At 61.3% G+C, this 21,154-nt stretch carries 17 protein-coding genes; 10 read left to right on the forward strand and 7 right to left on the reverse strand.

What is annotated here, in order from left to right; translation table 11 throughout:
- Positions 1–158: 158 nt before the first annotated feature.
- Complete coding sequence (locus tag VCJ09_RS04120; RefSeq protein ID WP_324733243.1) at positions 159–3,074, forward strand: hybrid sensor histidine kinase/response regulator; 2,916 nt, start codon at positions 159–161, stop codon at positions 3,072–3,074.
- A gap of 7 nt (positions 3,075–3,081) precedes the next feature.
- Here the strand turns inward: VCJ09_RS04120 and VCJ09_RS04125 are convergent, their stop codons facing one another.
- The 4 genes from VCJ09_RS04125 to VCJ09_RS04140 all read right to left on the reverse strand — a co-directional run bounded on the left by VCJ09_RS04125 (position 3,082) and on the right by VCJ09_RS04140 (position 9,344).
- Entirely contained in the window at positions 3,082–3,327 is a 246-nt protein-coding gene (locus tag VCJ09_RS04125; RefSeq protein ID WP_324733244.1) for a hypothetical protein, read from the reverse strand.
- 116 nt (positions 3,328–3,443) lie between these two features.
- A complete protein-coding gene (locus VCJ09_RS04130; protein WP_324733245.1) occupies positions 3,444–6,251 on the reverse strand; it encodes an FAD-binding and (Fe-S)-binding domain-containing protein in 2,808 nt (935 codons plus the stop codon).
- Positions 6,252–6,395: 144 nt separating this feature from the next.
- Positions 6,396–7,541, reverse strand: a complete 1,146-nt coding sequence (lldD, locus tag VCJ09_RS04135; RefSeq protein WP_324733246.1) for an FMN-dependent L-lactate dehydrogenase LldD — start codon at positions 7,539–7,541, stop codon at positions 6,396–6,398.
- Between the two features lie 108 nt (positions 7,542–7,649).
- On the reverse strand, positions 7,650–9,344 hold the full coding sequence (locus VCJ09_RS04140) for an L-lactate permease (RefSeq protein ID WP_324733247.1): 1,695 nt from the start codon (positions 9,342–9,344) through the stop codon (positions 7,650–7,652).
- Positions 9,345–9,658: 314 nt separating this feature from the next.
- Between VCJ09_RS04140 and VCJ09_RS04145 the strand changes: the two genes are divergently transcribed.
- Entirely contained in the window at positions 9,659–10,441 is a 783-nt protein-coding gene (locus tag VCJ09_RS04145; RefSeq protein ID WP_324733248.1) for an FCD domain-containing protein, read from the forward strand.
- 161 nt (positions 10,442–10,602) lie between these two features.
- On the opposite strand, the gene smpB is transcribed toward VCJ09_RS04145, so the two are convergent.
- Positions 10,603–11,085, reverse strand: a complete 483-nt coding sequence (gene smpB / locus VCJ09_RS04150; protein WP_079204756.1) for an SsrA-binding protein SmpB — start codon at positions 11,083–11,085, stop codon at positions 10,603–10,605.
- A 109-nt stretch (positions 11,086–11,194) separates the two neighbouring features.
- On the opposite strand from smpB, the gene VCJ09_RS04155 reads away from it, so the two are divergent.
- The 3 genes from VCJ09_RS04155 to VCJ09_RS04165 are packed head-to-tail and all read left to right on the forward strand — an operon-like array spanning position 11,195 to position 13,380.
- A complete protein-coding gene (locus tag VCJ09_RS04155; protein WP_324733249.1) occupies positions 11,195–12,598 on the forward strand; it encodes a sodium-dependent transporter in 1,404 nt (467 codons plus the stop codon).
- Positions 12,599–12,632: 34 nt separating this feature from the next.
- Entirely contained in the window at positions 12,633–13,067 is a 435-nt protein-coding gene (locus VCJ09_RS04160) for a type II toxin-antitoxin system RatA family toxin (RefSeq protein WP_324733250.1), read from the forward strand.
- Positions 13,060–13,380 (forward strand): RnfH family protein, encoded by a 321-nt coding sequence (locus VCJ09_RS04165; RefSeq protein WP_324733251.1) that lies wholly within the window; start codon positions 13,060–13,062, stop codon positions 13,378–13,380. The genes VCJ09_RS04160 and VCJ09_RS04165 overlap by 8 nt, the downstream gene beginning before the upstream one ends.
- 64 nt (positions 13,381–13,444) lie before the next feature.
- On the opposite strand, the gene VCJ09_RS04170 is transcribed toward VCJ09_RS04165, so the two are convergent.
- Positions 13,445–13,963, reverse strand: a complete 519-nt coding sequence (locus tag VCJ09_RS04170; RefSeq protein WP_324733252.1) for an outer membrane protein assembly factor BamE — start codon at positions 13,961–13,963, stop codon at positions 13,445–13,447.
- Positions 13,964–14,060: 97 nt separating this feature from the next.
- Between VCJ09_RS04170 and fur the strand changes: the two genes are divergently transcribed.
- The gene (gene fur, locus VCJ09_RS04175) at positions 14,061–14,465 is read left to right on the forward strand and encodes a ferric iron uptake transcriptional regulator (protein WP_324733253.1); all 405 of its coding nucleotides are present in this window, start codon (positions 14,061–14,063) and stop codon (positions 14,463–14,465) included.
- A gap of 62 nt (positions 14,466–14,527) precedes the next feature.
- Here the strand turns inward: fur and recN are convergent, their stop codons facing one another.
- Positions 14,528–16,201, reverse strand: coding sequence for a DNA repair protein RecN (recN, locus tag VCJ09_RS04180; RefSeq protein ID WP_324733254.1), 1,674 nt, complete (start codon positions 16,199–16,201; stop codon positions 14,528–14,530).
- A gap of 155 nt (positions 16,202–16,356) precedes the next feature.
- Between recN and grpE the strand changes: the two genes are divergently transcribed.
- The 4 genes from grpE to dapB all read left to right on the forward strand — a co-directional run bounded on the left by grpE (position 16,357) and on the right by dapB (position 21,091).
- Positions 16,357–16,926: a nucleotide exchange factor GrpE gene (gene grpE, locus VCJ09_RS04185; RefSeq protein ID WP_324733255.1), complete on the forward strand. Its 570-nt coding sequence runs from the start codon at positions 16,357–16,359 to the stop codon at positions 16,924–16,926.
- A gap of 99 nt (positions 16,927–17,025) precedes the next feature.
- The gene (dnaK, locus tag VCJ09_RS04190) at positions 17,026–18,942 is read left to right on the forward strand and encodes a molecular chaperone DnaK (protein ID WP_324733256.1); all 1,917 of its coding nucleotides are present in this window, start codon (positions 17,026–17,028) and stop codon (positions 18,940–18,942) included.
- 122 nt (positions 18,943–19,064) lie between these two features.
- Positions 19,065–20,192, forward strand: coding sequence for a molecular chaperone DnaJ (gene dnaJ, locus VCJ09_RS04195; RefSeq protein WP_079204764.1), 1,128 nt, complete (start codon positions 19,065–19,067; stop codon positions 20,190–20,192).
- Positions 20,193–20,287: 95 nt separating this feature from the next.
- Positions 20,288–21,091, forward strand: coding sequence for a 4-hydroxy-tetrahydrodipicolinate reductase (gene dapB, locus VCJ09_RS04200; RefSeq protein ID WP_324733257.1), 804 nt, complete (start codon positions 20,288–20,290; stop codon positions 21,089–21,091).
- Positions 21,092–21,154 lie beyond the last annotated feature (63 nt).

Genomic DNA, 21,154 nt, shown 5'->3' on the forward strand with positions numbered 1-21,154 from the left:
AAAACTGTCTTGGATGAAGCTCTCGCAAGCTTCACGCGTAGTGTACGGCAAAGGTTGCGTAGCGTCGACCAGGCAATATCCAGGCGGACGCTGCCAGTCATGTGCAGCTATGCTTGCTGCTTGAAGTGGGTGCAATGTCTTTGGGAAGAGACCTGATTATGCCGCGAGTATCGCGTTACCCCGTGCGCCAGTGGATTTGGCGCGCCTTTGTGCAGAGTGCCTTGATTCCGCTGATCCTGGTGGAGACGGTGTTGATCACCGTGTATTTGCTGAGCAATGCAGCCATTCGCGATGCGCAAATCGGTCATTTGCAGCAGAGTGCCCTGGAGGATTTGTCCACGGCGGTGGCGCGTGAGGGTCAGGTGATCGACAGTCGGTTACGCTCGGTCGAGGCGCAGGTGCGGATTTTTCGTGATACAGCGAGTCATGCGCTGCAAAGTACCGGCTTCCAGCCCGATGCACTGGAACTCAAGCGGCATGTTTCGACCAGCAATGGGGTGTTTTACAGCCGTAGCGACGATGGCCGCGCAGCGTCTTTCTACGCCAACAGCACGCCACCGGCGCTGCAGGATCACGTCAAGGCCTTGCGCTTGTCGCAAATCGACCCACTGATGCGTTCGATTCGAGACGCCAACCCGTTGGTCAGCGCGCTCTATTTCAACAGCTGGGACAGCTATAACCGGATTTACCCATTCTTCATGACCCCCGAGCAGTATCCCCATGACATGGTGATACCCGATTACAACTTCTATTACTTGGCCGACGCACGCCACAACCCGGCACGCGATGTGGTGTGGACCGATGTCTATCTCGATCCGGCAGGGCAAGGCTGGATGATGTCGGCGGTGGCCCCGGTATACCGCGGTGACTTTCTCGAGGGCGTGGTCGGCCTGGATATAACGGCGGGCCAGATGCTCAGCGAGATAGGTGAGCTGGATGTGCCTTGGCAGGGCTATGCCATGTTGGTCAGCCGTGACAACAACATCATGGTGTTGCCGCAGGCCGGCGAGGAGGACTTCGCGTTGCACGAGCTTACCGAGTATTCCTACGCCGAGGCGGTACGTCGTGAGGTGCTCAAGCCTGCGGATTTCAGCCTTGAGTCGCGTTCTAGCATGCAGCCGCTGTTGCAGGCTATGGCATCGGGTCAGGGCCGTGTGCAGGAGGTGATGCTCGGTGGGCGCAAGCAACTGGTGGCCTGGAGCGAGATCCCACAAACAGGCTGGCGTCTGATGCTGGTGGTTGATGAGGAAAACATCTACCGCGAGACTAACCGCCTGGCCGAGCGCTACTTGCAGATCGGCTACCTGTTGATCGTCGGTCTGGGCTTGTTCTACCTGTTATTTTTTGCCTGGATGTGGCTGCGCTCGCGGCGCTTGAGTGATCAACTGGCTCAGCCGATTGCCGGTATCGTCGGCATGATGCGTCGGCTCGGTCAGGGCGATTACCACCCCAGTGCGCCGTCCAGTCAGATCGATGAGTTGGTCAGCATGGCCCAGGCCGTGCAGCAGACCGGCGAGCAGTTGCAGGCCAGCGACAGCGAGCGGCATGAGGCGCAGCGGATTCTGCAACTGGTGCTGGAGAGTACTACGGAGAGTCTGTGGGAGGTGGATGCGCCGAACATGGCGATCAAGGTCAGTGACCACTTCGTCAAACGTTTCGGCCTGCGAGCCGAGAGCATGAGTTTCAGCGAGTTCAACCTGCGTGTGCACCCGGATGACCTGGAGCGCATCCGCCATCTGCGGCAGCTCTTCGTGGTCAGCGGTGAGGATCAGTTCGAGGCGGAGTATCGCTATGCCGATGCCAGTGGCGAATATATTTGGTTGCTCAGCCGCGGCAAGGTACTCGAGCGCGATAGCAACGGCGGCGCCCTGTGCATCGCCGGTACGCATGTCGACATTACCCGGCTCAAGCAGGTGCAGGAGGAGTTGCGCCGCGCCAGCTTGCAAGCCCAGGCTGCCAGCCAGGCCAAGAGCCGTTTCCTGTCGAGCATGAGCCATGAGCTGCGCACGCCGCTGAATGCCATTTATGGCTTTGGCCAGTTGATCGAACTGGAGACGCAAGGCAAGCCGGAGGTCCAGCAGGAAGCAGATTATGCCCGCGAGATCGTGAACGCCAGTCGCCACCTGACGTCGTTGGTCGATGACATCCTCGATCTGTCGAGCATCGAGAGCCGCCGCCAGCAGTTGCAATTGCAGGCGGTGGAAGTCGGCGCGCTGCTCAATGGTTGCGCCGAACTGGTACTCCCGGAAGTCCAACAGCGGCGTCTGCAGTTGCAGGTACTGGCGGAAGTCGATGCCGGCTTGTACGTGCAGGCCGATATGCGCCGTTTGCGCCAGGTGATACTCAATCTGCTGTCCAATGCGATCAAATACAACAGCCCGCAAGGGCTGATCAGTCTGGGCTATGACGTACGCTCGAACTGCGTACGCTTGTGGGTCGAGGACAGCGGTCCAGGTTTGACCCCCGAGCAGCAGGCCCAGTTGTTTCAGCCGTTCCAGCGTCTGGGTCGAGAGAACTCGAGCATTCCTGGAACCGGTATCGGCTTGGTGTTGTGTCGCGAACTGGCCAGCCTGATGAGCGGCGAAATGGGTTTTTGCAGCACGCTCGGCGGAGGTAGCCGTTTCTGGGTCGACTTGCCCAGCGCCGCGGCACCCGAGATAGCCGTCACCACTGCGCCGCCGGTCGAGGTGGCAGAGCCGAAGCGTAAAGCCGAAGTGCTGTGCGTCGAGGATCACCCCGCATCGGTGAAGGTGGTGCAGGAAGCGCTACGCGAGTTCGCCGATGTGCGCGGGGTCGGTTCGGTGCAGGGGGCGTTGGCCGAACTGGAGAACCGCACGCCGACCTTGCTATTGCTTGATCTGGACTTGCCCGACGGTGACGGTTTGCAGGTGCTGGATGCCATGCGCCGCAATCCGCGTCTGCGCGCGGTGCCTGTATTGGTAATCAGTGCTACGGCCGATGAGACGGTGTTTAGCGAGGCGCGTCAGCGCGGCGCACAGGCGTGCCTGGCCAAACCTATCGATTTGGCTCAGGTGCGCCGATTAGTCCTGACCCTGTTGGGACAAGGCCACTGATACGGGGCTATTCGCTGGCCTCGAGCAACAACAGGGCTTCGTCGAGCACTTGCACGGACTGGCTGTGGTTGCCAGCCTTGTGCAGCTCTTCGCCTTCGGCTCGGAGCTTTTGTACTTGTGCCAGTACGGTCGCGTCGCTGGGCGGATTGCTTTGCAGCATGGCGTCGATTTTCGCCATATCCGCTGGGCACTGTGAGGCCCAGAGCGAAGTGCTGAGTAGTGCTGTGATGAAAAAGACGGCTAGACGGCGCATGGAGGTGCTCCTTTAAACGGCTGGAGATCTCAGTATAGAAAGCACCCCTGGCGGCCCTGAGGCCGTTGGTCTGATTTGCCTCCGGGATAAAAGTCCCGCAGGGCGGGGCAAAGTACTCAGTGCTTGGCGCGGGAAACCCGATCCACCAGATAGACCAGGCCGTGGTAGTCGATACCACCATGTTGGCTCAAACCGATCTCGCAGGTGCGGCTGGTGCTAATGCCTTCCGCGCAGTACTGCACGGCTGATTGCAGGCTGCGTAACGCGTGGGCGTTGAGTTCCGGGGTGGTGAAGCCCTTGTCGCCGGCAAAACCGCAGCAGTGAATGCCCTCGGGGATCACCACTTGGCTGGTGCAGTGACGGACGATATCGATCAGCCCCTGGGCTTCGCCCAGATGCTGGGTGCTGCAGGTGACATGTACGGCCACAGGCGTGTCCTGCGGCTGGAACTCCAGACGATCGAGTAGTTGCTCGCGGATGAATTTCACCGGGTCATGCAGTTTCAGGCGAGGGTCGAGTCCGTCCTGTAGCAGGCGCAGGGTGCAGGGGCTGGTGTCGCAGTAGATCGGGTCGAGACCGCCGCGACTGGCCTTGAGCAACGCGTCTATGAGTTCCTGGCGCTTGCGCTCGGCTTGCGCGGCATAACCCTTGGAGGCGAATGGCTGGCCGCAGCAGAGATTGTCCAGATGGTCCGGGAACACCACCTGGAAGCCGCCCTTCTCCAATAGCGCGCGAGTCTTGTCGAGCAGCGGCATCTGTTCGGCATCGCTGGCTGCCGGACCCATGGCGCGGGATACGCAGGCCGCGAGGTAAACCACCTGCGGACGCTCATCGCCAGTGGCCACGGGCAGTTGCAGTCGCTGGACCGGCTGCGGCAGCGCCGGCGTCCACTGCGGCACGCGACCCTGGCTGGCCTTGCTCAGGGCGGCAGAGGTGCGGCTGAGCAGTGGGGCGCCCATGAGCAGGCGTGCGCCGTTGGCCACGTGCAGCATGACGCGGGTGCCTTGCATGGCGCGGCGAAAATTGTTCGCCAGCCAGTCGGCGCTGCGTTGATGGTTGGCGTCGCGGGCGCGCAGCTTGCGCACCAGGTCGCCGGTGTTGATCCCCACGGGGCAACGCTGGGCGCATAGGCCGGTGGCGGCGCAGGTGTCGATGCCCTGATAGCGGTAATCGCGCTCCAGTGCGGTGGTATCGATGCCTGCGCGTTGTTTCGCCTGGATATCGCGCCAGATCACGATGCGTTGGCGCGGGCTCAGGGTCAGCCCCTTGGACGGGCAAACCGGCTCGCAGAAGCCACATTCGATGCACTTGTCGACGATTTCGTCGGCGGCGGGCAGCGGCTTGAGGTTTTTCAGGTGGATGTCTGGATCTTCGCTGAGCACCACGTCCGGGTTGAGGATGCCTTGCGGGTCGAGCAGGCGCTTGAGCTGCCACATCAGCTGGTAGGCGTCCGCGCCCCATTCCAGTTCGACGAAGGGCGCCATGTTGCGCCCGGTGCCGTGCTCAGCCTTGAGCGAACCGCCGAACTCCACCGCCACCAACTGCGTCACCTCATCCATGAATGCCGAGTAGCGGGCGATTTGCTCGGGCGTTTCGAAGGCCTGGGTGAAGACGAAGTGCAAATTGCCTTCCAGGGCGTGGCCGAAAATGATCGCTTCGTCGTAGTGATGCTTGTCGAGCAGCGCGAGCAGGCGATTGACTCCTTCGGCGAGCCGCTCGATGGGGAAGGTGACGTCCTCGATGATGACCGTGGTGCCGGTCTGGCGCACCGCGCCGACGGCAGGAAAGGTGTCCTTGCGGATCTTCCACAGCAAGTTGTACACCGCTGGGTCTTCGCTGAAGTCGACCTGTTTTTCCAGCTGGAATTCGGCGATCGATGCCATCACCTGCCCAAGCTGCTCATGCAGCAGGCTCTGGCTGGCGGCGCGGGACTCGATCAGCAGGGCGCAGGCGTTGGTGGAGAGGCCCTTTACCCAGTCCGGCATGCCTGGTTTGTTCTCTACCGAACGCAGGCTGCGCCGGTCCAGCAGTTCGACGGCGGAGACTGGCTGGCTTTTCAGCACGGTGACTGCGCGGCAGCAGCTCTCCACATCGGGGAACACCAGCAGGGCGCTGGCCTTGTGCGGGTGGTCGGGCACGGTGTCGTAGGTCACCGCACTGATAAAGCCCAGAGTGCCTTCTGAGCCGACCATCAGGTGACTGAGGATATCCAGCGGCTGGTCGAAGTCGACCAGGGCGTTGAGCGACAGACCTGTGGTGTTCTTCAGTCGGTATTTATGCCGGATCCTGGCGGCCAGCGTGCTATTGGCGCGGGTCAGCCGGCCCAGTTCGGCCAGCTGTTCGAGCAAGCCGGCGTGGCTGGCGGCAAAGCGTGTCACGCTTAGCGGGTCTTCGTTATCCAGCACCGTGCCGTCGGCCAACACCAGGCGTATGCCGGCCAGGGTGTGATAGGTGTTGTGTGCGGTGCCGCAGCACATGCCGCTGGCGTTATTGGCGACGATGCCGCCGATCTTGCAAGCATTGATCGAGGCCGGATCTGGGCCGATCTTGCGCTGGAAGGGCGCCAGCACGGCGTTGGCCTGGGCGCCGATCACCCCCGGTTGCAGGCGGATTTGTCGACCCTGGTTACGGATTTCCCGGCCGTTCCAGTTATCGCCCAGTACGATCAGTACCGAGTCGCTGATGGCCTGGCCGGATAGGCTGGTGCCCGCGGCGCGGAAGGTCACCGGTACCTGGTACATGCCGGCCAGTTTGAGCAGGTCGACCACTTCCAGTTCCGCCTCGACCCTAATCACCAACTGGGGAATCAGCCGGTAAAAGCTGGCATCGGTGCCGAAGGCCAGGGTTGACAGCGGGTCGTCGAAGCGGCGTTCGCGAGGGATCAGGCGCTCGACGGCGGCGAGGAAGGCAGTGGACAGGCTCATGGGCGCTCCGGATTATTTTCAGTACGTTGGGCGGCGCGTCGGGATTGCTGGTGCCGCGGCGCTGTTGTGGGAGTGGCCGGGTAGCATTCCGCTCCGCCGCGAAAATCGCGGATAAATCCGCTCCTACAAAAGAGGGGCTGCTGCTCAGCGGCCCAGTTCGCGCACCAGCGACTCGGCGCTGATTTCGCTGATCGACTTGGCGCCGGTCAGGACCATGGCCACGCGCATCTCTTTCTCGATCAGCTCGAGCAGGTTGCTCACGCCCGCGCCGCCGGCTACGGCCAGCGCGTAGATGAAGGCGCGCCCGAGCAGTACTGTGTCGGCCCCCAAGGCGATCATCCGTACTACATCCAGGCCGGTGCGAATGCCCGAGTCGGCCAGGATTGCCAGCTCGCCCTTGACCGCATCGGCGATGGCCGGCAGTGCGCGCGCGCTCGACAGCACGCCGTCGAGCTGGCGGCCACCGTGGTTGGAGACGACGATGCCGTCGGCGCCAAAACTCACCGCGTCCTTGGCGTCCTGCGGATCGAGGATGCCCTTGATCACCATCGGGCCGTCCCAGAATTCGCGGATCCACTCCAGGTCCTTCCACGAAATCGACGGGTCGAAGTTGGCGCCGAGCCAGCCGATATAGTCCGCCAGGCCGGTGCGGCTGCCGCGGTAGGCGGAGATATTGCCCAGGTCATGGGGGCGGCCGAACAGGCCGACGTCCCAAGCCCAGCTAGGGTGAGTCATGGCCTGCAGCATGCGCCGTAGCGGCGCGTTCGGTCCGCTCATGCCGGAGTGGGCGTCACGGTAGCGGGCGCCCGGTACCGGCATGTCGACGGTGAACACCAGGGTGGTGACGCCGGCGGCCTTGGCGCGCTCCAGCGCATTCTTCATGAAGCCGCGATCCTTGAGCACGTAGAGCTGGAACCACATCGGTCGGTCGATCGCCGGCGCCACTTCTTCGATCGGGCACACCGACACCGTGGACAGGGTGAAGGGAATGCCCTTGGCTGCAGCTGCCTGGGCCGCTTGCACTTCGCCGCGGCGGGCGTACATCCCCGTCAGGCCGACGGGGGCCAGCGCCACGGGCATCGCCAGGGTTTCATTGAACAGGCGGGTTTCCAGACTCAACTCGGACATGTTGCGCAGAACCCGCTGACGCAGGGCGATGTCGGCCAGATCCTCGACGTTGCGCCGCAACGTGTGTTCGGCGTAGGCGCCGCCGTCGAGGTAGTGGAACAGGAACGGCGGTAGCTTGCGTTGCGCCGCTGCGCGGTAGTCGGTAGAAGCAGAAATGATCATCGGTTTCACCCTAGTGCCAGGAGTAGGCTGTTCTTGCCCAGGACGCGGCCCCATAAGTGCTGCGGGGCCGACCTGTCTGGGTTATACGGGAGTCGTAAATGGAGCCTGTCAGCCAGCGGCCAGGGGGTCGCTAACGCCCAATACATAGATCGCGATCATGGCGATCGCGCCGGTGAAGAGCACGTAGTACAGCGTAGGCCATATGGTTTTGCGCAGGATGCTGCCTTCGCGACCCAGCAGACCGACCGTGGCAGAGGCGGCGACCACGTTGTGGATGGCGACCATATTCCCTGCGGCGGCACCAATGGCCTGTGCCGCGACAACCAATGCGCCGGAGATGCCCAGGTTAGTGGCCACGCCGAACTGGAACTGGCTGAACATCATATTGCTGACCGTGTTGGAGCCGGCGATAAAGGCCCCCAGGGCGCCAATGCTCGGTGCCAGCAGCGGGTAGATGCCACCGACGCTGTCAGCCACCCAGCGCGCCATGAGGATCGGCATGCTGGCCAGGTCGGCGCCGTTGACGCCCGAGTTGATCAGGATGCGCACCATCGGCACGGTGAACAGCAGGACGAAACCGGCGCTGAGCAGCACGCCGGAGGATTCCTTGACCGCCGAGCCCAGATCGCGCAGCTTCATGCCGTGGAAGAAGAAGGTGGCGATGACGACCGCAACCAAGATGCCGCCGGGCAAATACAGCGGCATGAAGTTGGCGCTGACCCCGGTCTCACCAAGCAGGTCGGGGAAGTTCACCACCACAGCCTTTAGTGCAGCACTGACTTGCGGCACGACCCGGCTGATCACCAGCAGGGCACCGACCAGCACATAGGGCAGCCAGGCGCGCAGGGAGCTCATTGGCTTGGCGGTCAGTTGGTCCAGCTTCATTTCTATGGTGCCCAGCCATTCGCTCGGCCACTTGTCCGCCGGGGCAAAGTCCCAGGTGGTTTTTGGCAGCAGAAAGCCCAGGCGCGCTGCGCTGGTGACAATCGCCAGACCGATCAGGCCGCCGGCCAGCGATGGAAATTCCGGACCGAGGAATACCCCGGTGAGGGCGTAGGGGATGGTGAAGGCCAAGCCGGCGAAAATTGCGAACGGCAGGACTTCGAAGCCGGCTTTCCAGCTTTTTTCGGTGCCGAAGAAGCGTGTCAGCATCAGCACCATGATCAGCGGCATCACAGTGCCGACGATGGCGTGAATGATCGCCACTTCACTGGTGATCAACTGTAGGAACTGCGCCCAGGAAGAGCCTTGCTCAAGCAGTTGCGCGCCGAGGGTGGCCGAATCCAGGCCGGTATTGACCCCGACTATGATGGGCGTGCCCACAGCACCGAAAGACACCGGTGTGCTCTGTACCAGCATACCCATCAGTACCGCGGCCATGGCCGGGAAGCCGATGGCCACCAGCAGCGGTGCGGCAATCGCCGCTGGCGTACCGAAGCCGGAGGCGCCTTCGATAAAGCAGCCGAACAACCAGGCAATGATGATCGCCTGAATGCGCCGATCAGGGCTGATGGTGGCGAAGCCAGCGCGGATCGCGGTGATGCCGCCGGAGTGCTTGAGGGTGTTGAGTAGCAGAATGGCGCCGAAGATGATCCACAGCAGACCGAGGGTAATCAGCAGGCCTTGCAGGGTCGAGGCGAGTACGCGGTTGACGCTCATCTCCCAGGCGAACAGACCAATGGCGGCGGTTACCAAGTAGACCAGCGGCATGGCGTGCTTGGCCGGCCAGCGCAGGCCGACCAGCAGGATGGCTGCGAGCAGGATCGGGGAAAAAGCGAGTAGAGCCAGAAGACCAGATGACATGTTGGTCTCTCCTTAGCGGCGCGCGATGCGCATGGGTGAATGCGGATGCAGCGGTGCGGCAAGTGGTTTGGCGATGACCGGCATGGCAGACCTCATAAGCTTCTTGGAATTGTTCTAGGTTTGGGTAAATTGGTAATACCAATTTACAATGTGGCGCGGCCAGAGTAAAAGTGGATGCTTGCTACTGTCAATTAGCAGGCTTACTACTTTGGTCGAGTGTCCTTGTCTTGTAAGGGCTCCGGCGCCGCTATAGGCTTGCTCTACAGATGCCCGGGGAGGGCGTTGCAGGTGGTAAAACCAGTGAGGTTCGGGCTATGGAAGTAGGGCAGGTGCGCCAGCGCCGTTTGTCGGACGATATTGTCAGTCAGCTGGAAACCATGATCTTGGAAGGTACGTTGAAGGCGGGCGAGCGACTGCCCGCCGAGCGTGCGCTGGCCGAACGGTTCGGCGTGTCGCGACCGTCGTTGCGCGAGGCAATTCAGAAACTGGCGGCCAGGGGCTTGCTAGTCAGCCGTCAGGGCGGCGGTAACTATGTCGCCGACTCGCTCGGCTCGACCTTCAGTGATCCGCTGTTGCAGCTGCTGGAGAGCAACCCGGAAGCCCAGCGCGACCTGCTGGAGTTTCGCCACACCCTGGAAGGTTCCTGTGCGTTTTATGCAGCCCAGCGCGCCACCGAGCTGGACCGTCAGCGCCTGAGGGAGGCATTTGCCGCGCTGCAGGACTGTTACAGCCGTAGCGGCAAGGTGACCCGCGCTGAAGAGGGGGCGGCTGATGCGAGCTTTCACCTGGCCATTGCCGAAGCCAGCCATAATGCCGTGCTGCTGCACACCATTCGCGGCTTGTTCGACCTGCTCAAGCGCAACGTGGTGACCAATATCGGCGGCATGTACGCCCAGCGCGACGAGACCCGCGACATGCTGATCGATCAGCATCGGGCACTTTATGAGGCGATCATCGAGGGGCGTGCCGAAGACGCGCGGCAGTTGTCCAATCGGCATATCGATTATGTGCAGGAAGTGCTCGCCGAAGTGCAGCAGCAAGCGCAGCGCGTGGCGCGGGCGCAGCGGCGCGGATCAGCCGCAATCACTAAGCCGTAGAGGGGTAGGTTGGTCGCCGACAAGATTTCCGATCAAGTCCGGTGTCACCGGGCGGCGTAACCCAGCATGGCGATGAGTCTGCTGGCGCGGCGTGGTCAACTGAAGTGCTGCTCACATGAGCGAGGAGGAGCAATGAAGTTGACGCCTCCTTCCTCCGCCGATCAATCGTCCTTGCCCTTGGTGCGCATGGCGCGCTGGACTTCACGGTCGGCGTCACGCTCTTTTTCGGTGTGGCGCTTGTCGAAGTCCTTCTTGCCCTTGGCCAGGGCGATCTCGCATTTGATCAAATGCGCCTTCCAGTAAACCGCCAGTGCCACGCAGGTGTGACCCTTCTGCTGTACGGCGCCGAACAGTTTTTCCAGCTCGCGCTTGTTCAGCAGCAGTTTGCGCGTGCGGGTCGGGTCGGCAATCACGTGGGTGCTGGCAGTCTTCAGCGGGGTGATGTGGAAGCCCATCAGCCAGGCTTCGTTGTCCTTCAGCAATACATAGCTGTCGACCAGCTGGGCCTTGCCAGCGCGCAGGCTTTTCACTTCCCAGCCGGCCAGGACCAGGCCCGCCTCGAATCTGGATTCGACGAAAAAGTCGTGCATCGCCTTTTTGTTCTGGGCAATGGTGCCTTGAGGGTGTTTCTTTTGTTTAGCCATAGGGCGCGCATTATAGGGAGTCGTTGGCCTGCTGGCGACAGCCTGATCTTGAGAGAGGTGGGCTAATCCCGGACAATGCGCATCTTTTGCATATATTTCGGGCGTATTCATGGTGAGTGACAAGGTTTCGATTCACGGCGCCTGGGCCAGTCGTTGGGTGTTTATCCTGGCAGCAACCGGTTCCGCAGTGGGTCTCGGCAATATCTGGAAGTTTCCCTACATGGCCGGCATGTATGGCGGTGGGGCCTTTGTCATCATGTACCTGGTGTGCATTTTCCTGGTCGGCTTGCCGATCATGCTGGCAGAAACCCTGATCGGGCGCCGCGGCCGGCAGAGTCCGGTGAATTCTCTGCGAGCGCTGGCGCTAGAGTCAGGCGCTTCGCCACGGTGGTCGTGGGCCGCGCTGATGGGCATGATCGCCGCGCTGCTGATCCTGTCCTTCTACAGTGTCATCGCAGGCTGGTCGCTGGACTACATCATCGGCATGGGTGGCGGTCAGTTCGAGGGCATCAGTGCAGAGGGGGCGGGCGCTACGTTCGGCGCGCTGACGGCCGACCCTTGGCGTCTAACCCTGTGGCACACGCTGTTCATGCTGTTGACCGGCTTCGTTATCGCCCGTGGTGTCGTGGCCGGCCTGGAGCGCAGTTTGCGCATCATGATGCCGCTGCTGTTCATCTTGCTGCTGGTGCTGCTGGGTTACAGCATGACCACCGGACACTTTATGCAGGGCTTTCACTTCCTCTTCGATTTTCAGCCCGACAAGTTGCTCGACGGCGTGCTAGCAGCCATGGGGCATGCCTTCTTCACCCTCAGCGTTGGCGTCGGTTCGATCATGGTCTACGGCGCCTATATGCCCAAGCGCGCCTCGATCGGCTCGACGGTGTTGGCGGTCGGCATTCTCGACACCCTGGTGGCCTTGACGGCTGGTTTGGCGCTATTTCCTATCGTGTTTGCCGCCGGCATGGAGCCGGGCGCCGGCCCCGGGTTGATGTTCGTCACCTTGCCGGTGGCCTTCGGTAGTATTGCGTTCGGTCAGGTCATGGGTACGCTGTTTTTCGTATTGGTGCTGATCGCGGCCTGGACCTCGTCTATTTCCATGCTGGAGCCCGCCGTTGCTTACCTGGTCGAGCGTACCGAGCGCAGCCGGGGGCAGATTACCAGCGGGTTGGTGCTGGTGTGCTGGGTGGTGGGCATGGGCACGGTGTTGTCCTTCAATGTCGCTGCCGAGGCCAAGTTCTTCGTCTTCGCTGGCGACGGTTTTCACCTGTTTCAGTGGGGCGCCGAAGGCGGGCGAAACTTCTTCGACAGCATCGACTACCTGACCAGTCGCATTCTCTTACCGGCAGGTGGCCTGGCCTTCGTGCTGTTCGCCGGCTGGGTGCTCAAGCGCGAAGCGGTGCGCGAGGAGTTGGCGATCAACAATCCGCTGTTGTTCGGCGTGGTCTATTGGTTGATTCGTGTGGTGGCGCCATTGGGTATATTGATCGTGTTTGTCGCAGAGTTGACGAAATGAGTGCAGTCACCCTATTGAATGAAGTTGCAGGCTTATGAGTACCCATATTCAGCGCTCGGCGTTGCTGCCGTACCCGGCTTCCGCCCTTTTCGAACTGGTTAATGACGTGGCGCGTTACCCCGAGTTCCTGCCCTGGTGTGCGGCCAGTGAGGTTCTGGACGCCAGTCAAACCCACATGCGCGCCAGTCTGGCAGTGGCCAAGGGTGGGGTTAGCCAGCGTTTCATTACCCGTAATGTGCTGGTCTGGGGGCAGTCGATCGAGCTGACTCTGGAGGAAGGGCCGTTCAGTCAGCTGCATGGCCAGTGGGTGTTCAAGGCATTGGGCGACAGGGCCTGCAAAATGAGTCTGGACCTGACCTTCGAATATGCTGGTCCCTTGGTGCGGGTCACGCTTGGACCACTGTTCAACCAGGCGGCAAACACCCTGGTGGACGCATTCTGTCAAAGGGCGAAGCAGCTATATGGATAGCAAGATGATCGTGGTCGAAGTGGTTTATGCCTTGGCGGATAAGCAGAAGCTGCTGCGTCTGAGTCTGCCTTACGGTACTACGGTGCGCCAGGCAGCCGAGCAGTCGGGCATGCAGGTGCATTTTCCTGACCTTGAACTGGCGAGCATTCCGCTGGGGATCTTCGGCAAGGCGGTAGCCAGGCCACAAGAGCGGGTGCTGGAGGATGGCGAGCGGGTGGAGATCTATCGGCCGCTGATCGCCGACCCGAAAGAGGTGCGCAAGCAGCGTGCGGCCAAGGCGGCAAAAGCCAAGGCTGATGAAGAGGGCGTTTGACGTCAGATCGGCGCGCATGAAAAAGCCCGGAAATATCCGGGCTTTTTTGCGTCTGCCTGCCTGCTTACTGCGGCGAGCTGTCCAGCGGTTCGGGGGTCGGCACCGGTACGCTTTGTACCTCGTCAACTTCGCGCTGGATCTGCTCGAGCAGCGAGCCTGGCGCCGGTCGCTCTTCAGTTTGCGGTTGTGCAGTGGTTGGTGCCGCCGTGCTGGCGCCATCCTGGCCAAGAATGGCCTCATCGCGACTGACGCCCGGCATGAAGTCGCCCGACAGGCCGGCCAGTTGATCATTGCCATTGAAGATCACGCTGACGCGCTCTTGCAGGCGTTTACCACCGCCTGGTTGAATGCTGTACAGGTAGTCCCAGCGGTTGGCATGGAAGGTATCGGTCAACAGCGGGTTGCCCATGATAAACCGCACTTGGCTGCGGGTCATTCCGGGGCGCAACTGATCTATCATGTCTTGGCTAACGACATTGCCCTGTTGGACGTCGATTTTATAAACCCCGGGGAAAGAACAACCGGCGAGCGCGAGGAGTCCCACGAAGGTGAGACTGGTCAGCAGGAACTTGGTTTTTTGCATCGGCGGGTGACTTCCACTATCTTGGCTGGGCAACGTAAACCCCGATCATACCCGCAATAAAGGAAGCTGCGAAGCCGCTTCCGCGAGAAAGCAGACCATGGTTGAAAATAGCGAACTACGCAAAGCTGGCCTGAAAGTGACCCTGCCGCGGGTCAAGATTCTGCAGATGCTCGATTCCGCCGAGCAGCGTCACATGAGTGCAGAGGATGTTTACAAGGCCCTGATGGAGGCGGGCGAAGACGTCGGCCTGGCCACCGTGTACCGCGTTCTGACCCAGTTCGAGGCTGCAGGATTGGTGGTGCGCCATAACTTCGATGGTGGTCATGCCGTGTTCGAGTTGGCCGATGGTGGTCATCACGACCACATGGTCTGTGTCGATTCGGGTGAGGTGATCGAGTTCTTCGATGCTGAAATCGAGAAGCGCCAGAGGGAGATCGTGCAAGAGCACGGCTTCGAGATGGTCGATCACAACCTGGTGCTCTACGTGCGCAAAAAGAAGTAAGCGCACAAGCGCGTCATGCACAAAGGCGACCCTCGGGTCGCCTTTGTTGTTTCAGAAACCCGTTAAGCCTCGGCGCTGCCGACCATCTGCCGGGCATGGGCCAAGGATTCCTCGGTCAGGTCGACGCCGCCCAGCATGCGGGCGATTTCTTCGACGCGCTGATTTTTATCCAGCTTGCTCACGGCCGTGTGGGTTGCATCGCTGCCGCGCACCTTGTGTACGAACAGGTGCTGATGGCCCTGGGCGGCCACTTGTGGCAGGTGAGTGACGGCCAGCACTTGGCCGCGCTCGCCGAGACGGCGCAACAGTTGCCCGACCACTTCGGCGGTAGGGCCGCCAATGCCGACGTCGACTTCGTCGAACACCAGGGTTGGCACCCGAGAGGTTTGCGCGGTGATCACCTGGATCGCCAGGCTGATGCGTGACAACTCGCCGCCAGACGCGACTTTGGCCAGGGTCTTGAGCGGTTGGCCGGGGTTGGCACTGACCAGGAACTCCAGCTGTTCGAGGCCGTTGGGCTGTGGTTCGCCGCTGTTATTAGCGCTCAGCGTGATGCTGAAACGCCCTCCCGGCATGCCCAGATTCTGCATTTCCAGTTCTACCGCTGTGGCCAGTTCGCTGGCCGCTCGGTGGCGCAGGGCGCTGAGCTCGCCGGCCTTTTCCTGGTAGTGGCGCTCGAAGGCGGCCAGTTCATCGTTCAGGCGTTCGGCGGCCTGGTCGTCGGCGTTAAGGCTTTCCAGCTCATCGAATAGTTGCTGCTGCATGGCAATCAGCTCGCCGGGCTGAATCCGGTGCTTGCGCGCCAGGGTATAGATTGCATCCAGTCGTTCTTCCATCTGCTGCAGGCGCTCGGGGTCGGCGTCGAAATGGTCGAGGAAACGATTGAGCTCGCCGACCGCTTCCTCCACCTGGATCTGTGCACTGGCCAGCAGGTTGGTCGCTTCGCTCAAGGCGCTCGGCTGGCCCTGGAAGGCGCCCAGGCGGTTGAGGCTACCGGACAGTGCCGAGAGCACGTTGCTGGCATCATTCTCACTGCACTGTTCGATCACCAGGCGGCAGGCGCTGAGCAGGCTTTCGGCATTGGTCAGGTTCTTGTGTTCCTGTTCCAGCTGTACCAGTTCATTTTCACCCAGAGCCAGGCTATCCAGTTCTTCCAGTTGGTAGCTGAGCAGCTGATGGCGTGAACGCTGCTCGTCGCCGAGGCTGGACAGGCGCTGCAGCTCATTCTTGGTCTGTTTCCAGCGCTGCGCCGCCAGTTGCACCTGGCGCGCCAGTTCCTGGCTGCCGGCGTATTCGTCGAGCAGGCGGCGGTGGGTTTCGGCCTTGAGCAGGGATTGGTGTTCGTGCTGGCTGTGGATGTCGATCAGTAGCTCGCCGATGGCCTTGAGGTCGCCCTGGGGGCAGGGCGAGCCATTAATGTAGCCGCGCGAGCGGCCTTCGGCGGTGATCACGCGACGCAGGATGCACGGGCCGTCGCTATCCAGGTCGCGTTCGGCCAGCCAGGTGCGGGCTTCGGGGATGTCGCCAAGGTCGAAACTGGCCAGGATGTCCGCCTTGTCGGCGCCGGGACGCACCACGCCGCTGTCGGCGCGATCCCCCAGGCACAGGCCGAGGGCGTCGAGCATGATCGATTTGCCAGCGCCGGTTTCGCCGCTGATTACGCTCATGCCGCTATCCAGCTCCAGGTCGAGATGTTCAACGATGGCGTAGTTGTGTACGGACAGGTGCACCAGCATGGCGAGGCCTCCCAAGGCTTAGGTGTGTATATTTATACAGTGTTTGTTTCTTGGCTGGCAATCCTTGTGCAGCACTTGAAGCTGCAGAATTTGTCCCCATATAGGCGGCAGACGCGCAAGTTTAGGCTTGCGTCGAATTTTTAGAGGAGAAACGCATGGCTGACGAACAGACCCGCGATACCCAGCTGCCAGAAGCTGCACCTGGTGCCGAAATGGACTCGAGCGATCAGTTGGACGCGCGCATCCAGGTGCTGGAGGAAGAGCTGGCTGCCGCTCAGGATCAGACCCTACGCATGTCGGCGGACCTGCAGAACGTACGTCGTCGCGCCGAGCAGGATGTAGAGAAGGCGCACAAGTTCGCCTTGGAAAAATTCGCCAATGACCTGCTGCCGGTCGTCGACAGTCTGGAGCGCGGTCTCGAGTTGTCGAGCCCGGATGACGAGGCGATCAAGGCGGTGCGCGAGGGCATGGAGCTGACGCTGAAGCTGTTCCACGACACCCTCAAGCGCTATCAGTTGGAAGCCATCGACCCGCACGGTGCGCCGTTCAATCCGGAGCACCACCAGGCCATGGCCATGCAGGACAGCACCCATGTAGAGCCGAACAGCGTGCTCAAGGTGTTTCAGAAGGGCTATCTGCTCAACGGTCGACTGTTGCGTCCGGCGATGGTGGTGGTCAGCAAGGCGCCGGCCGAAGCACCGCCGTCCATCGATGAGCAGGCTTGAAATTCGGCGATCAGCCCCCATTTATGAGTCAAGCGTTTTAGTGCTACCGCGGCTGACACGGCGCAGCGGCGGAATTATCAAAGTTTCAGGAGAATGATGATGGGCAGAATTATCGGTATCGACCTGGGGACCACCAACTCGTGCGTCTCCATTCTGGAAAACGGCAACGTCAAGGTCATCGAGAACGCCGAAGGCACTCGCACCACGCCGTCGATCGTTGCGTATGCCAACGACGGTGAAATTCTCGTCGGTCAGTCGGCCAAGCGCCAGGCTGTGACCAATCCGCACAACACCCTGTACGCGGTGAAGCGCCTGATCGGTCGTCGTTTCGAAGAAGACGTCGTGCAGAAAGACATCCAGATGGTGCCGTACAAGATCGTCAAGGCTGACAACGGTGACGCCTGGGTTGAAGTGAACGGCCAGAAGATGGCGCCGCCACAGATATCCGCGGAAATCCTCAAGAAGATGAAGAAGACCGCCGAAGACTACCTCGGCGAGCCAGTTACCGAGGCGGTGATCACCGTACCGGCCTACTTCAACGACAGCCAGCGTCAGGCCACCAAGGACGCCGGTCGCATCGCCGGTCTGGACGTCAAGCGCATCATCAACGAGCCGACCGCGGCTGCACTGGCCTACGGCATGGACAAGGCCAAGGGCGATCACACCGTGATCGTTTATGACCTGGGCGGCGGTACTTTCGACGTTTCCGTGATCGAGATCGCTGAAGTCGATGGCGAGCACCAGTTCGAAGTGTTGGCCACCAACGGCGACACCTTCCTCGGCGGTGAAGACTTCGACATCCGTCTGATCGATTACCTGGTCGACGAATTCAAGAAAGAAAGCGGGATGAACCTCAAGGGTGACCCGTTGGCCATGCAGCGCCTGAAAGAAGCCTCTGAGAAAGCCAAGATCGAGCTGTCGTCCAGCCAGCAGACTGACGTCAATCTGCCGTATATCACTGCAGATGCCACCGGCCCCAAGCACTTGAACGTGAAGATTTCGCGCGCCAAGCTGGAGTCGCTGGTTGAAGACCTGGTGCAGCGCACCATCGAGCCGTGCCGTATCGCCTTGAAAGACGCCGGTATCGACGTGGCCAAGATCAACGACGTGATTCTGGTCGGTGGTCAGACCCGTATGCCGCTGGTGCAGAAGCTGGTAACCGATTTCTTCGGCAAGGAAGCGCGCAAGGACGTCAATCCGGACGAAGCCGTAGCCATGGGTGCTGCTATCCAGGGCGCTGTGCTGGCCGGCGACGTGAAAGACGTGCTGCTGCTCGACGTATCGCCGCTGACCCTGGGTATCGAAACCATGGGTGGCGTGATGACTGCGTTGATCGAGAAGAACACTACTATTCCGACCAAGAAATCCCAGGTGTTCTCCACTGCCGACGACAACCAGGGCGCGGTGACTATTCACGTGCTGCAGGGCGAGCGTAAGCAAGCTTCGCAGAACAAGTCCCTGGGCAAGTTCGATCTGGCCGAGATTCCACCAGCACCACGTGGTGTGCCGCAGATCGAAGTGACCTTCGACATCGACGCCAACGGCATTCTGCATGTCGGCGCGAAAGACAAGGCCACCGGTAAGACGCAGTCCATTGTGATCAAGGCCAACTCCGGTCTGTCCGAGGAAGAAATCGAGCAGATGGTGCGTGACGCCGAGGCCAACGCCGAGGAAGATCGCAAGTTCGAAGAGCTGGCCACTGCCCGTAACCAAGGCGATCAGCTGGTGCACGCCTCGCGCAAGATGGTCACCGAGGCAGGCGATAAAGCCACCGCGGACGAGAAGGCCGCTATCGAAAAAGCGCTGGGCGAACTGGAAGTAGCGATCAAGGGTGATGACAAGGCCGCTATCGAAGCCAAGATCAATGCCCTCTCCGAAGCCACTACTCCGTTGGCGCAGAAGATGTATGCCGAGCAGCCACAGCCTGGTGCTGATGCTCAGCAGGCAGATGACACTCAAAGCGCGGGCGACGATGTGGTCGACGCGGAGTTTGAAGAGGTCAAGGAAAACAAATAAGCGCGAGCTTATGCCGCTCTGGCCGGGCGTGACGCGAGTCGCGCCCGGCATGATTCGTCGCGCGGGAGCTTGCTCCCGCGTTGGCGTGTCTGGAGTAGACGATTTAAAGGTGTTGAAGACTTATGGCTAAACGTGACTATTACGAGGTGCTCGGTGTCGAGCGCGGCGCCAGCGAAGCGGAGCTGAAAAAGGCCTACCGGCGCCTGGCGATGAAGCATCACCCGGACCGCAATCCCGACGATAAAGCGTCGGAAGATATGTTCAAGGATGCCAACGAGGCCTACGAAGTATTGTCCGATGCCGGCAAGCGCGCGGCCTACGACCAGTACGGTCATGCCGGTGTCGATCCGCAGATGGGCGGCGGCGGTGGTCCGGGCGGGGCAAACTTTTCCGATATCTTCGGCGATGTGTTCAGCGACTTCTTTGGTGGTGCTGGCGGTCGTGGCGGCCAGCGTGGCGGCGCCCAGCGTGGCAGCGACCTGCGCTACACCCTGGAACTGGATCTGGAAGAGGCGGTGCGCGGTACCTCGGTCAACATCCGTGTGCCGACTCTGGTCAATTGCAAGATCTGCGAAGGCTCCGGGGCGAAGAAGGGCACTTCTCCGGTGACCTGTACCACCTGCGGCGGTATCGGCCAGGTGCGCATGCAGCAGGGATTCTTCTCGGTGCAGCAGACCTGTCCGCGCTGCCATGGCAACGGCAAGATGATTACCGATCCGTGCGGCTCCTGCCATGGTCATGGTCGGGTGGAAGAGCACAAGACCCTGTCGGTGAAAGTTCCACCGGGTGTCGATACCGGTGATCGCATTCGCCTGTCCGGCGAAGGCGAGGCGGGCGCGATGGGTGGCCCGGCAGGCGACCTGTATGTGGTGGTCAATGTGCGCGAGCACTCGATCTTCCAGCGCGATGGCAAGCATCTGTACTGCGAGGTGCCAATCAGCTTCGCCGATGCGGCGCTGGGCGGTGAGCTGGAAGTGCCGACCCTGGATGGTCGGGTCAAGCTGAAGATTCCAGAAGGCACTCAGACCGGCAAGCTGTTCCGTCTGCGCGGTAAGGGCGTGGCGCCGGTGCGCGGTGGCGGTGCCGGTGACCTGATGTGCCGGGTGGCGGTAGAAACGCCAATCAGTCTGGATCGGCGTCAGCGCGAACTGCTCGACGAGTTTCGCAAGACGCTGCAGGGCGATACCCGGCATTCGCCGAAGGCCAGTGGCTGGTTCGAGGGTGTGAAGCGTTTCTTCGGCGATGTGTGAATAAACGGCCAACAGCCGCAGGCGCTAAGTGACAAGCTGCAAGAGGGCTTGCGCTCCGGCTCGCGGCTTGAGGCTTATAGCGTGGAGCGAATGTCATGCAACGAATAGCAGTGATGGGCGCCGCTGGGCGCATGGGCAAGACCCTGATCGAGGCCGTGCAGCAGGCCGATGGCGTCAGCCTGACTGCGGCGATTGATCGTGCCGACAGCAGCCTGGTGGGTGCCGATGCTGGCGAGTTGGCGGCGTTGGGCAAGATCGGCGTCAGGCTATCGGGCAGTTTGAGTGAGGTGCTGGATCAGTTCGATGTGCTGATCGATTTCACTCACCCGTCGGTGACCCTGAACAACCTGGAAATCTGCCGGCAGGCAGGCAAGGCCATGGTGATTGGCACCACCGGCTTCAGTGTCGAGGAAAAACAGCTGTTGGCCGATGCTGGCAAGCAGATCCCCATCGTCTTTGCCGCCAACTTCAGCGTCGGGGTCAACCTGTGCCTGAAGTTGCTGGATACCGCGGCACGGGTGCTCGGGGACGAGGTGGACATCGAGATCATCGAGGCCCATCACCGGCACAAGGTCGATGCGCCATCTGGCACCGCTTTGCGCATGGGTGAAGTGGTGGCCAATGCCCTGGGGCGTGACCTGCAAAAGGTCGCGGTCTACGGCCGTGAAGGACAAACCGGCGCCCGCGCCCGCGAAACCATCGGTTTTGCCACGGTAAGGGCTGGCGATGTGGTTGGCGATCACACGGTACTGTTCGCCGCCGATGGCGAGCGCGTGGAAATCACCCATAAAGCCTCAAGCCGCATGACCTTCGCCAAAGGCGCAGTTCGTTCGGCGTCCTGGCTGCAGGGGCGCGAGCCTGCGTTGTACGACATGCAGGATGTGCTGGGCTTGAATTGATGCAGTTCGTCGGGGTTGCTGGTCAGGCTAGGAGTAAATCGCATCTGCCAGTGGACCAAAAAG

Source organism: Pseudomonas paeninsulae (assembly GCF_035621475.1).
GTDB classification, from domain to species: domain Bacteria; phylum Pseudomonadota; class Gammaproteobacteria; order Pseudomonadales; family Pseudomonadaceae; genus Aquipseudomonas; species Aquipseudomonas paeninsulae.